Genomic DNA, 11,577 nt, shown 5'->3' on the forward strand with positions numbered 1-11,577 from the left:
ACCTACAACAACGGACACCGCTATGTTTCAGCTGACCCGCAGTGTGACGTGGCAGGCTCTCGAACGCCTGCGCGACAAAACCGCTAACGATCGCATTCGTGACTATTTCACCAATGACCCGCAGCGCTTTGAAAAAATGAGCCTGCGGGTGGGCGGTCTTTTCCTCGACTACTCGAAGCACCACGTATCCGACGAGGTCAAGGCCAAACTGATCGAACTGGCCGACCACTCCGCCCTCGTCCAGCGCCGAGCCCAGATGTTTTCGGGCGATATCATCAACGTCACCGAAGACCGTCCGGTTCTCCACACCGCGCTTCGCCACCTCGGCGATGATCCGGTATTTGTCGACGGCAAGGACGTGATGCCCGAAATCACCCGTACCCGCGAGCAGATCAAGCAGTTTTCCGAGGCGGTGCGCAGCGGCGAGTGGAAAGGCTATAGCGGCAAGCGCATCAAGGACGTGGTCAACATTGGCATTGGTGGGTCGGACCTGGGCCCCAACATGGCCGTCCGTGCGCTATTGAAGTACCGCCACCCAGAGTTGCACTTCCACTTTGTTTCCAACGTAGACGGCACCCATATTCAGAAGGTGCTGTCGCGTCTCGACCCAGCCACCACGCTGTTCATCGTCTCGACCAAGACCTTCTCTACCCAGGAAACCCTGCTCAACGCCAAGACCGCGCGGCGCTGGTTCCTGGAGAACGCCGGTGAAGACGCCGATGTGGGCGCGCACTTTATCGCTGCCTCCACCAACCGCAAGGCAGCGATGGAATTCGGCATTCGTGAAGAGAATGTGTTCGAGTTCTGGGCCTGGGTCGGCGGGCGTTACTCCATGTGGTCATCAATTGGCCTGCCGATTGCGCTCTCGATTGGCTTTGAGGGCTTCATCGAGCTGCTGGAAGGCGCTCACGAGATGGATAACCACTTCATTGAAGCGCCCTTCTCCGAGAACATGCCCGTGCTGATGGCGCTGATCGGTATCTGGTACATCAATTTCATTGGTGCGGAAACCCAAGCCATCGTGCCTTACGACCAGGCCCTGCACCAGCTGCCTTCGTTTCTCCAGCAGTTGGATATGGAGTCCAACGGCAAGTCGGTGGACATCTTCGGCCATCCGGTGAATTACAAGACCGGCCCGATTGTCTGGGGCCAGACCGGCTCCAACGGTCAGCACGCTTTCTTCCAGTTGCTGCACCAGGGCACGCGCTACGTGCCCATCGACTTTATCGCCTCACTCAAGCCCGAGCCGGGTGTCGAAGACCACCACTTCGCGCTGCTGACCAACATGCTCGCCCAGGCCAACGCCTTTATGGAAGGCAGCCAGGGAGACAGCAAGGAGCTCAGCCAGCATGACCCCTACAGCTGCCCCGGCAACCGCCCATCAAGCACCCTGCTGCTGGACGAGCTGACGCCGAAAAACCTGGGTGCCCTGATCGCGCTCTACGAGCATAAGGTGTTCGTGCAAGGCGTTATCTGGAACATCAACTCTTTCGACCAGTGGGGCGTGCAGCTGGGCAAGCGCATCGCCGGTGAAATCAGCGAACGCATCGACACCAACGCCGCCGACTTCGATGCCTCGACCCAGGGACTGCTGGAGCTGTTGCGCGGCCATTTTCCCGGGAATGGGGGAAGTGAAGACAGCGCCGAAAAAGCCAACGGCGATAAAAAACCACGCGGAAAAAGCGCTAAGCGCTAGCGAATCACGTGCTGGATAACGCGGAACGCCTTGGCTTTAGAGAGCCAAGGCGTTTTGCATTTACCGTCCATACAACCATTTTTCGATATCCCGACCTACCCCACCGCCTGACCTAGCCTGTTTCCCCTGGTTGGCCGGGAAAGGCTGAAGCAACCAAACATGGCTCTATACTCATTCTTGCACACTGGACAAAACGTCATATACTGTATATATAGCCATATATAAACGGGGTGGCAAATGACGGCTTTTCATTACGCTGATGGCAGTTCCTCGGTGCGCAAAGGACGTGGAGCGACGTACGACCCGCATAACCGCTTTGCACCCACCCAAAGCGTTGCGGAAGACGATGGCTGGTGGCGGGAGGAAACATCCACAAGTATCGTAACCGAGGTGCGCGAGGAAGTGAGCAAAAGCGCGCTGTCGTGGAACACCTCGCCGGATTTGCCGTTTGATCGCTCGCTGAATCCATACCGTGGCTGCGAGCATGGATGCGTTTACTGCTATGCCCGCCCTTCCCATGCGTATTGGGATTTATCGCCAGGGCTGGATTTTGAAACCAGGCTGATTGCCCGCAGCGGTTTAGTGGAGCGGTTAACCGACGAGCTGTGCCACCCTAATTACGTATGCCGTCCGATTAACCTTTCCGGCAATACCGACTGCTACCAGCCACTGGAGGCGAAACACCAAACCACCCGTCGCTTGCTTGAGTTGTTATTGGAATGTCGCCATCCGGTCACCATTGTGACTAAAAGCAGCCTGATACTGAGAGACCTGGAGTTGCTTTCGGAAATGGCCGAACACCGTTTGGTGCGGGTTTTTGTCAGCCTTACCAGTCTGGATGCCAACCTGAAACGCACCCTGGAGCCGCGCACGGCGTCGCCTCAAGCCCGTCTGAAAATCATCCGCGAGCTGAATACGGCGGGGATTCCTGTGGGCACGCTGGTTTCGCCGATTATCCCTGGGCTGACCGACCATGAAATTGAGCGGATTCTTGAAGCCGCCAGCCGAGCGGGGGCGCGCACCGCTACCTGGATGCTATTGCGCCTGCCCCATGAAGTGGCGCCGTTATTCGAGGCGTGGCTGGAAGCCCACTACCCCGAGCGGGCTGCCAAAGTGATGAGCTTGATTCGACAGTGCCGTGGTGGGAAGGATTATGACGCCCGCTTTGGCAAGCGTTTCCGCGGTGAAGGGGTGTTTGCCGAAATGATCAGCCAGCGGTTTAATCGTGCCAGCCGCCAGTGGAAGTTGCAGTCCCGCACCGAGCAGGGATTGAATACCCGCGATTTTCGCCCGCCGCGCGCGCAAGGGGATTTATTCTATTAGACTGGGCAGCGTTACTGTCGAACCCCATAAAGGATGCGCCATGCCCGCGCCGTTAAGCAAAACCAAATCGAGCTTTTACCGTCGCCTGTACGTGGCGTACCTGATTGACCAAGGCGCTGCCAGCGTCCCGGCCTTGATTGAGGCGACCGGCATGCCAAGGCGCACCGCGCAAGATACCATTACTTCGCTTGCTGAGTTGGATATCGAGTGTGTGTTCGAAAAGGATAAGGGAGAGCGGCATAACATCGGCCGCTATCAGATACGTGATTGGGGGGCGATTGACCCACGCTGGGTGGCAAGTCACGCCCAATACCTGCAAGAGGCACTGGGCTACCGTGACGCCTAAGCAGTATTAAGCGACGCTAACCTCATAACCGGTAAACTTACGCAGATTGATCACGCCGGTATCCAGCATCAAGTACTGGCCTTTAATCCCCTGCAAGATACCGCTGACCTCCGGCTGCTTGTCAAAGTTGTGCGACATAATCTTGCGTGGGAAGGTCTCCACCGGATAGTGAAAGGCATGGTATTGGCCATCCAGTTCGCGAATGGCATCCGCCCCATACTCGCTTCTAAGTTGCCCAAGGCCGCTGGCGGTTGCGGCCATCAGGCGATCGCGTTCGGCTTTCAGATCAAGCTCCGCAACTTCGCCTTTTAGCATAGCCCGCCAGTTGGTGCGATCACCGACATGTTCCTTGAACAGCATCTCCACAAAGCCTGATTGCTGGCGGGTATCGACTTCCAGAATCGGCAAGGCCTGTATCGCCCCCTGGTCCAGCCAGCGGGTAGGCATTTGCGTTTTACGGGTAATTCCCACTTTCAAACCCGACGAGTTGGCCAGGTAAACGATATGCGGCTGAAAGCAATGCTGCTCTCCCCATTCAGGGTCGCGACAGGTGCCTTGAAAATAATGGCACGTTTCCGGCTTCATGATGCAGGTATCACATTGGGCCAGACGCTTGAAGCAGGGGTAGCAGTAACCCTGGGCAAAGCTTTTCTTGGTTGCACGACCGCAGTGGGTGCAGGCGATAGCACCACTCCAACGCAGCTGTAAAGGCAACCCCAACCGCTCGTTCAAGTCAATGCGGTGTTCACCCGCGCGCAGCTGGTAGCTGACAGGTTGAGCCTGGGTCGGGCCCGGTTCCACCGCCATTTTACGCAAGCACCCCTGCACTACCCCATCAGTCACGCGACGCATCCTTGGCAAGACCGGCCATTTCCGGTGAAACGCCCTGCCCGGTGGCGCCAGCACCACAGGTGCGCTGTTCCAGATACCCGACACGGTTCGCTTCGGGCACGTTGTTTTCCGCTTCATAGCGCATCACGGCTTCCAGACACAACTCGGTCTGCTCAGCCGTGAGGTAGCGTCCATCCGGCCACTTGCGCAGCGATACGGCCTGCTTGAGGCTCTCGTAAATCGCCGGGGTCATCTGGTTGATCATTTTGTCGAAGGTCATGTCGCTCATGCCAAACTCCTCAGTTAAGACCGTAAACGCCGCGCGCTATAATACCAGCCCGTTATCAGGCCGACGATCAATCCGCCAAGATGGGCCTCATTGGCAACATTGCCAAAACCTACCAGCCCGGCCATGTCGGTCATGGTAAACACCATCCAGCCCAGCATGAACACGACGAGCATCTGCGGCACAAAAAAACCGCTTCCCGGAACCCGTCTAGACATCAGCCATACGTGCCCCAGCAAGGCATAAACGACGCCCGACATACCGCCGAATAACACTGTACCCGTCGCGTACTGGGCCAGATTCGCCAACACCCCTGCAACGACCAGCAGCAGGAGCAGCGTCCTTCCGCCCTGTAACGCTTCAACCTGCCGCCCGAAATACCATACCCACATCAGGTTGAAGATCAGGTGCATCCAGCCAAAATGCAGAAACGCTGGCGACAGTAGGCGCCATACCTGGCCGCTGGCCAGCGTCTCCGTCAGCGACCCGTAGGTTAGCTCACCACCCACGATGCCAATCGGCACAATGGTGAGGGCCACAATCAACAGATCACCAAACACACCTATCAGCGCGAAGATCACCAGACTCGCCACCACCATGGCCACGGTAACCGGCAACCGTTTAAGCGTTGAGAATAGCGCCGGGGAATCCACCTTTGAGACCTGCTCCGCTAACTCAAGAGGTTCACCCTGCTGCCAGCGGGCCACCAGCGCGAGAAGCGCTTCACGCTGACCCGGGTCGGCGACCCAGAGCACCTGGGCATCGCCTTCAGCGGTAATCCGGTGCCCAATACGATAACGCCAGAGCGCTTTGCGAAGCGCCTGGGTGTCGACGTCAGGGGGTAAACGCATTACGGGGTGCATAGGCTTCCTTTATGATAACGACATAGGCTTTTCATACAAACGCTAAGCTTGGCAACCCATTGGATAGATCACGCCTGGACGTGGCAATACAGTGGTTATTATTTTCACCAAAAAAAACCGGCGGAGGGGGCCGCCGGGTAAATAGCAAGGGATCATTCAAGGGAACACCTAATCTGACGAGCGGCGGCAGCGTTAGTTCATATGTTTTGCAAAATTTATGTAAATTAATGTAACAACAACAATTCAGCTCAATCATCGTCGTCCTGCAAGGTGTTTAAAACACGTTGCTCTTCTCTGGCGACACGAATCCAGACAAACTGGTCAGCATTCAAGTTTTGTTCGCCATTCCAACGATAGGCAACCAGACGGCCATACTTCACCGCACTGTAATCCAGACAGGCAATGTTCGCGGTGGGTAACGCAGGTATGCCTTCACACCAGTAATGGCCAATAAACAAAGGCGGTTCGTCGGGACCGTAATAACTCAGCGTCTTACGCTCATTTTGGGTAAGCGGCCGCTGTTCTAGATCGCCGGGTAAATTATCGGGCTGGAAGGCAACATCGCCCCAGTACTGTGGCGATGCCGCCCAGAAATGGGTTCGGAAGCTGCGCCGTGTAAACCCATCTCCCGAGTGAATAGCGACATTATCAGGAAGCGATAGATGGCTGCCCCGCGTCAGGCGATCCAGGATGCGGAATGCCTGGGTCGTCGGATCGGTCGAGGCGACAAGAAAATCGTCGTCCATGCAACCATCGGGGTAATCCTGTTTGAACTGCTCTATCAGCTGATGATCCCAGCAGGCGTGTACCACCCGAAAGCCATCCTGTTCGAGAAACAGCGGCAGCGTTTTAAACCACGCCAGCGTATCTTCCCATTCATTGGTGTGGTCGCGGTATTGTTCCAGCGTGTCTTGAATAATCCGGTTGTGACGCGGTGTGTGCTCGCGTAACCAGCGCTGCTGGCTACCCGGCGGTGCCGGGTGAGTATACGCCAGGGCGTTATATTCATGGTTGCCCATGACAATCTGGGCCTCGCCGGACTCGACCATACGCCGGGCTATCGTCACGGCAAGACGGATACGTGGCCCCCGGTCGATAAGATCACCAAGAAATATCACCCGACGCCGCGGGTGGCGATAGACGCCATTGCGCTGGCGATAGCCAAGCTTTTCGAGCAGCGCTGCAAGTGTTGCTCCGCAGCCGTGCACGTCCCCAATCAGATCATAGCCTTCAAACACCGGCTTGGCGGCGACTTGATGAACCATCTTCAGTCTCCCAACCGGTTGCTCCAGCCAAGTTTGCTGCGCAGCACCTCGTAAAAATTATGCCCAATGGGATGCACCAGTTGGACTCGCTCTGGCTTACGCGTAATGACTACAACATCATCCGGTTTGGCAACCGAGCGGGTTTGCCCATCGCAGCTGACGTGGGGATAGGACTGGTTGGTCTCACCGATGTGCAGGCGAATCTCGCTGGCCGCATCAATCACAATGGGGCGGCTTGAAAGCGTATGCGGAAACATCGGCACCAGGGTAATCACATCCAGCTTGGGGTGCATGATCGGCCCACCCCCGGATAACGCATAGGCAGTAGAGCCTGTCGGCGTAGCGATAATCAACCCATCGCTACGCTGGCTGTATACGAACTGGCCATCGATGAAAAGTTCGAACTCGATCATGCGCACCGCTTTGCCAGGATGGACAACGACTTCGTTGAGCGCTTCCCCCGACCCCACCATCACACCGTTGCGATATAACGCCATATCCAGCAGAAAGCGTTCTTCGCGCTCGAACTCGCCGGCCAGCACTTCGCTAACGCGGGTTTCCAGTTCATCCGGGGAGATATCGGTCAAAAACCCCAGCCGCCCGCGGTTAACGCCTAGAATCAGCGTACCGCTATGGCACAGGGTGCGGGCCGCGCCAAGCAAGCTTCCATCGCCGCCGACCACGATCACCAGGTCACACATTTCCCCCAGCGCACGACGACTGGCCTCGGGCTGACCATGGTGCGGGATTACCGTGGCCGTGCGGTCCTCGACCAGCACACGGTAGCGATGCTCAACCAGGTAGTTAACTAAGCGCTGCAGCGAGTCGACGACTTTATCGCTGCCCAGGCGGCCAATTAGCCCGATGGTACTAAATGGCCGCCCTGACTCCTTTGGCGTATTCGATGGCACAGCAGCTTCCTGAACATGATGGGTCGTGAGTCGACACAAGTAAGATCAAGCCATTATGGCCAGAGCAGGCAGCGCGGGCAAATGGACTTACGTGAGTGAAACGTCAACAGGCCCTAGGCAGGGTGTGCCTGCTTGCGCTGCAGCCACCAGTGATTCAGCCACAGCGACGCTGCCATGATCCCCGCGCCGAGCAACAGCCGAGCCACATCGGCTTCACGGTTCCAGATCAACAGGTTGACGGCCAGCCCTGCGGGTACCAGCGCGTTGTTCATGACCGCAAGCGTGCCTGCATCTACCCGCGTGGCACCCTGGTTCCAGGCAAAATAACCGACGCCCGACGCGACCAGTCCAAGCCAGGCCAGCACGCCCCACTGCACGCTGGTTGTTGGCAAGGCGGCACTATTACCGAACACTAGAAAGACCGGCAGCGCAATCACCATGGCGCCGATAAAAAACCAGCCAAACACATTGTGCCAAGGCAAGTCAGCGGGCAAGTCAGCCGCTAAACGCCGGTAGCCGACCTGGCCAATGGCAAAGCACAGATTGGCTCCCTGGACGACTAAAAAGCCTGCCCAAAAACCACTATCCACCCCATCGTAGCGAATAACCGCCGCGCCAATGACGGCCAGGGCAGCACTTAACAGGTAGATCGGCGTGAAGCGACCAAACAGCAGATCATCCAGCAATGCGATGTAAACAGGCGTAAAGATAGTAAAAAGTAGAACTTCGGGAACCGACAGCAATATAAACGACTGGTAGAAGAAGGTGTACATAATGCCAAGCTGAATGGCGCCCAGCACCATCAGTGCCAAACGCTGTTTGCCTTTTAACAGGCTCGGCCGCAGGAACGGCAAGAACACCAAGGCGGCAAGCCCTACCCGAAGGAGTACAGCAAAATAACTGTCAACCTGGCCTGCCAGGTAAACGCCTATCAGCGAAAAAGAGAACGCCCACAGCGCGGTGACACCGACGAGATACGCCATCGTAAACCCCAGATAATATAAAAGTTGACGTGGATTATACGTCGCGCATCGCTATTGCCAATGGCTGACGGGCAAAAACATCGCCTGTGTAGGTGAATCTGCCTGGGAATTGGCGCCTTATTGTCGGCGAAGCCATACAAGAGCGAAAACAACCCCTGGTAGCCAGACACAGAGCGTCAGTAAGGTCGCGATGGTGACGCGTCGTGCGCCCCCATCCGTCAGCGCTACCGCCAATGGCGGGAATAGCACTGCCAATGCATAATACGCCGCCTTCACCGATGAAGGCATGTCTGTCAGCGGCGGTGGCTGCGTCGCCGATTCATTACCGGATGGTTTTTCAGGAGTGTAAAATTCAACGCTTTTATCAACAGTGGGCGTCGCTTCAGCCTTGGTGGACTCGTTAACCTTCGTCTTGCGGTGTGCGTCCTTGTCGATTTTTTGCGTCAGCGCGTCAGCGTCGTGCGCCAGATCATCATGATAACGCTCCCACTCTTCCCAATCGTGGGGTGTCCCCACCTTGGGACGTTGATGTCCGGCCTCACGCGCACGCTCCCAGGATTTTTCTTCCAGCGTGTTGGGGCGGTCGGCATCGCGATCCAGCGGCACCCCTTTACGATTCAAATATTCACGTGCGTCCATAATGTTTCCTCACGCTAAGTCATTAGGGTCAGTTGTCGTTAGCCCTTTGGGTTATTCGACCAGATAAGAGTAACAATTGCGACGCTCGCGCCCCTTTACAAGCGCCTTTAAAACGTTGAATGCCCCTGCAGGATGATCATCGCATCTGTATGTAAATCTTCTAAAGTGAATAAAGTGACGGTTAACAAAACGTTCGCCATGCTCACGCAAAAGGAGAGCCGCAATGTCAAAACCCACGCCACACAATGTACGCGATATCATGTCTCGCGATTGTTATCGTGTCTCGCCGGAAATGTCGATCACCACGTTGGCCCAGGGACTCGCGCTGCATCGTCTGCCGGGTGCGCCTGTGGTTGATCGGCACGACAACCTGATCGGTTTTATTTCAGAACAGGATGTATTGGGCCGCGTTCTTGACAGCGTGTACCATGACGATGAGGCGCCATTGGTCAAGGAACTGATGCGCAATGAGGTGCTCAGCGTCACCCCGGCGAAAAGCATCACCGATCTGGCTCAGGAAATGCTGGGCGCAAAACCCAAAATATATCCGGTGGTTGAACAACGCCGCCTGGTAGGGATTGTCACACGACGCGATATTCTTGTCGCCCTGCTAACCATTCGCCGTCACTGAGAAGGCTGTCGCAGAACGTTGCAAAAGCACACTGCCGTGAAGCCATTATCGCCAGGCAAAAAAAACCGCTGCTCATGGAGCAGCGGAAGCAAGGGATCAAAACAATATCGAGGCAACACCTTTAGCGACTGCTATCACTACGTTGCCTGTACATACTCAGACACGCTGTTCTGAAAAAGTTCGGCAATCTGCAAAATTTTCGTTTCGAAAAATGTGAACGGTATAATGGCCTTTATCGTCATTTCACGCTCAATCCCCAAGGGAGTACTGCATGGCACTTTATCTTTTGGTATTTGGGGTGTGTTTTCTGGTGATTGGCAGTGTCCTGGCCGTTTTGCTGACCTCGCGCACGCCACGCTACCGCACTGAACCGAAAGATCTGCTGGCGCTTTTTGACAAAGCGTTGGCCAGCCAGGTGAGCGAAACGGAATGGAACGCCCTGATCGGCTACCCCATCCGGCATAACGAATATTTAGAGGGCGTGCGGAGACGGGCATCCCACTTGATGGATCAACATGGCAGGCGCTGGCAACTGGCTCAGGGAAAGCCCCTGCTTAATGAAGAGGGTCAGGCAGAGCTGAAAGCCCTGCGCGATCATTTGGCGGCTCACACAGAACTCCATGCACATTAACTCAGGTGGCGGCGGAGACTCCTATGCCCAGCACCATTCGTCGAATTCCTCTGGAAAGCGCTACGCGTCACCACGCTCATGATTTTCACCAGATCGTTATTACTCTGTGCGGTGCATCGGAGTTTGAAATCGAGGGGCTGGGCGGGCGTGTCAATGCGTTTTCGGGTTGCATCGTGCCCGCAAATCATGAGCATTACTACTCGGGCAGCGGCTATAACCGACAGTTGATACTGGACCTGCCAGAAGATGCACCGGCGCTTACCGGTGAGCAGCGCGAGCTTGTCGCCTTGTTCGATGCGCCACGTTTTTTTGCCCTGGATGCCTCACTGCGCCACTACCTGGCCTTCATGGAATGCGAGCTTGGCCAGACCGACTCCCCTGGCCTGCCGCCCTTTCAACATGACCGACTGGCTGCCACCTTTCTAGGTGCTCTCAAGGGGCGACTGGGCAATGCCCCTGAACCACCCTCGCGCCTCGATATTCGCCACCTTGACCGTTTTATTCAGCAGCATATGGCCGACAATCTGCGTGTTGCCGACCTGGCGAAACTGGTATGCCTGAGCGAGGCACATTTTTCAGAACGTTTTCGTCAACAGACAGGCCTCTCTCCGTGGCAATACGTAAAGCGCCAGCGACTGCATGCTGCGCATCAGCTTGTGGTACAGAGCCACTTGTCGTTGACCGATATTGCGCTGCAAACCGGCTTTGCCAACCAGAGTGCACTATCGCATGCGTTTCGCCGCAGCTATGGCCTTTCTCCCCGCCAGCTTCGTCAATCCCGCAGACTCTCCAGCCCGTTGACTAGCCGTCCATTTAATCCGCTGGCAGAGCCTGCCAAACTCAACTAACGTCTTATAAGTGATCGACTTACCTCGAATTTGACACATTTTCCCGCGGAAATGGCATACACCGATAGCCACACCGCTCTACATTCGAGCGTTAGCTCAGGCTTTACGTCCTGTTACCAATATTACCGCTTCACTGGGCGGAAATGCGCCGCTTTCGGCGCCGGGCGATGGGTGAGCAGCTCATCATCGACAAACCAAAACTCATGAACAGGGAACTCTCTTATGGTCGAAAATAATACTGGGGTCGTTGCTGACAACCGTGCGATCAACCCTTCTGACACTCTTTCTAGTTCTAGCGGGCGCTCGTTGGGCCTCGTGGTGTGA

At 56.1% G+C, this 11,577-nt stretch carries 13 protein-coding genes; 6 read left to right on the plus strand and 7 right to left on the minus strand.

Annotated features, from left to right (window positions below; all coding sequences use genetic code 11):
* Window positions 1–22: 22 nt before the first annotated feature.
* From pgi to B7L15_RS15815, 3 genes are all read left to right on the plus strand, one after another.
* A complete protein-coding gene (pgi, locus tag B7L15_RS15805; protein WP_085919896.1) occupies window positions 23–1,696 on the plus strand; it encodes a glucose-6-phosphate isomerase in 1,674 nt (557 codons plus the stop codon).
* A gap of 237 nt (window positions 1,697–1,933) precedes the next feature.
* Window positions 1,934–3,019 (plus strand): PA0069 family radical SAM protein, encoded by a 1,086-nt coding sequence (locus B7L15_RS15810; protein ID WP_085919897.1) that lies wholly within the window; start codon window positions 1,934–1,936, stop codon window positions 3,017–3,019.
* Between the two features lie 40 nt (window positions 3,020–3,059).
* On the plus strand, window positions 3,060–3,365 hold the full coding sequence (locus B7L15_RS15815; RefSeq protein WP_085919898.1) for a winged helix-turn-helix domain-containing protein: 306 nt from the start codon (window positions 3,060–3,062) through the stop codon (window positions 3,363–3,365).
* A 6-nt stretch (window positions 3,366–3,371) separates the two neighbouring features.
* Here B7L15_RS15815 and B7L15_RS15820 read toward each other — a convergent pair whose 3' ends face one another.
* The 7 genes from B7L15_RS15820 to B7L15_RS15850 form a co-directional block, all read right to left on the minus strand.
* On the minus strand, window positions 3,372–4,217 hold the full coding sequence (locus B7L15_RS15820; protein WP_441316955.1) for a DUF2797 domain-containing protein: 846 nt from the start codon (window positions 4,215–4,217) through the stop codon (window positions 3,372–3,374).
* Window positions 4,201–4,485: a YeaC family protein gene (locus tag B7L15_RS15825; RefSeq protein ID WP_085919899.1), complete on the minus strand. Its 285-nt coding sequence runs from the start codon at window positions 4,483–4,485 to the stop codon at window positions 4,201–4,203. The genes B7L15_RS15820 and B7L15_RS15825 overlap by 17 nt, the downstream gene beginning before the upstream one ends.
* Window positions 4,486–4,499: 14 nt before the next feature.
* Window positions 4,500–5,345, minus strand: a complete 846-nt coding sequence (locus B7L15_RS15830) for a rhomboid family intramembrane serine protease (protein ID WP_085919900.1) — start codon at window positions 5,343–5,345, stop codon at window positions 4,500–4,502.
* A 248-nt stretch (window positions 5,346–5,593) separates the two neighbouring features.
* The gene (locus B7L15_RS15835) at window positions 5,594–6,610 is read right to left on the minus strand and encodes a metallophosphoesterase (RefSeq protein ID WP_085919901.1); all 1,017 of its coding nucleotides are present in this window, start codon (window positions 6,608–6,610) and stop codon (window positions 5,594–5,596) included.
* A gap of 2 nt (window positions 6,611–6,612) precedes the next feature.
* Window positions 6,613–7,521, minus strand: coding sequence for an NAD(+) kinase (locus B7L15_RS15840; RefSeq protein ID WP_085919902.1), 909 nt, complete (start codon window positions 7,519–7,521; stop codon window positions 6,613–6,615).
* Between the two features lie 113 nt (window positions 7,522–7,634).
* Window positions 7,635–8,504 carry a carboxylate/amino acid/amine transporter gene (locus tag B7L15_RS15845; RefSeq protein ID WP_085919903.1) on the minus strand — a complete coding sequence of 290 codons (870 nt, stop codon included), beginning with the start codon at window positions 8,502–8,504 and terminating at the stop codon, window positions 7,635–7,637.
* Between the two features lie 117 nt (window positions 8,505–8,621).
* The gene (locus B7L15_RS15850) at window positions 8,622–9,143 is read right to left on the minus strand and encodes a YqaE/Pmp3 family membrane protein (protein WP_085919904.1); all 522 of its coding nucleotides are present in this window, start codon (window positions 9,141–9,143) and stop codon (window positions 8,622–8,624) included.
* Between the two features lie 223 nt (window positions 9,144–9,366).
* On the opposite strand from B7L15_RS15850, the gene B7L15_RS15855 reads away from it, so the two are divergent.
* The 3 genes from B7L15_RS15855 to B7L15_RS15865 all read left to right on the plus strand — a co-directional run bounded on the left by B7L15_RS15855 (window position 9,367) and on the right by B7L15_RS15865 (window position 11,253).
* Window positions 9,367–9,774 carry a CBS domain-containing protein gene (locus B7L15_RS15855; RefSeq protein WP_085919905.1) on the plus strand — a complete coding sequence of 136 codons (408 nt, stop codon included), beginning with the start codon at window positions 9,367–9,369 and terminating at the stop codon, window positions 9,772–9,774.
* A gap of 271 nt (window positions 9,775–10,045) precedes the next feature.
* Window positions 10,046–10,405 (plus strand): hypothetical protein, encoded by a 360-nt coding sequence (locus B7L15_RS15860; RefSeq protein ID WP_085919906.1) that lies wholly within the window; start codon window positions 10,046–10,048, stop codon window positions 10,403–10,405.
* Between the two features lie 23 nt (window positions 10,406–10,428).
* Entirely contained in the window at window positions 10,429–11,253 is an 825-nt protein-coding gene (locus B7L15_RS15865; RefSeq protein WP_085919907.1) for an AraC family transcriptional regulator, read from the plus strand.
* The last annotated feature ends 324 nt before the right edge of the window (window positions 11,254–11,577 follow it).

The organism is Halomonas sp. CSM-2 (assembly GCF_002119345.1).
Lineage (GTDB): Bacteria > Pseudomonadota > Gammaproteobacteria > Pseudomonadales > Halomonadaceae > Vreelandella > Vreelandella janggokensis.

What these genes read in the sequence shown, in the direction of transcription:
- B7L15_RS15850 (WP_085919904.1), bottom strand. Translation starts at nt 9,143, where the DNA reads ATGGACGCACGTGAATATTTGAATCGTAAAGGGGTGCCGCTGGATCGC.
- B7L15_RS15865 (WP_085919907.1), top strand. Translation starts at nt 10,429, where the DNA reads ATGCCCAGCACCATTCGTCGAATTCCTCTGGAAAGCGCTACGCGTCAC.
- B7L15_RS15835 (WP_085919901.1), bottom strand. Translation starts at nt 6,610, where the DNA reads ATGGTTCATCAAGTCGCCGCCAAGCCGGTGTTTGAAGGCTATGATCTG.
- B7L15_RS15830 (WP_085919900.1), bottom strand. Translation starts at nt 5,345, where the DNA reads ATGCACCCCGTAATGCGTTTACCCCCTGACGTCGACACCCAGGCGCTT.
- B7L15_RS15810 (WP_085919897.1), top strand. Translation starts at nt 1,934, where the DNA reads ATGACGGCTTTTCATTACGCTGATGGCAGTTCCTCGGTGCGCAAAGGA.
- pgi (WP_085919896.1), top strand. Translation starts at nt 23, where the DNA reads ATGTTTCAGCTGACCCGCAGTGTGACGTGGCAGGCTCTCGAACGCCTG.
- B7L15_RS15860 (WP_085919906.1), top strand. Translation starts at nt 10,046, where the DNA reads ATGGCACTTTATCTTTTGGTATTTGGGGTGTGTTTTCTGGTGATTGGC.
- B7L15_RS15820 (WP_441316955.1), bottom strand. Translation starts at nt 4,217, where the DNA reads ATGCGTCGCGTGACTGATGGGGTAGTGCAGGGGTGCTTGCGTAAAATG.
- B7L15_RS15825 (WP_085919899.1), bottom strand. Translation starts at nt 4,485, where the DNA reads ATGAGCGACATGACCTTCGACAAAATGATCAACCAGATGACCCCGGCG.
- B7L15_RS15845 (WP_085919903.1), bottom strand. Translation starts at nt 8,504, where the DNA reads ATGGCGTATCTCGTCGGTGTCACCGCGCTGTGGGCGTTCTCTTTTTCG.
- B7L15_RS15855 (WP_085919905.1), top strand. Translation starts at nt 9,367, where the DNA reads ATGTCAAAACCCACGCCACACAATGTACGCGATATCATGTCTCGCGAT.
- B7L15_RS15815 (WP_085919898.1), top strand. Translation starts at nt 3,060, where the DNA reads ATGCCCGCGCCGTTAAGCAAAACCAAATCGAGCTTTTACCGTCGCCTG.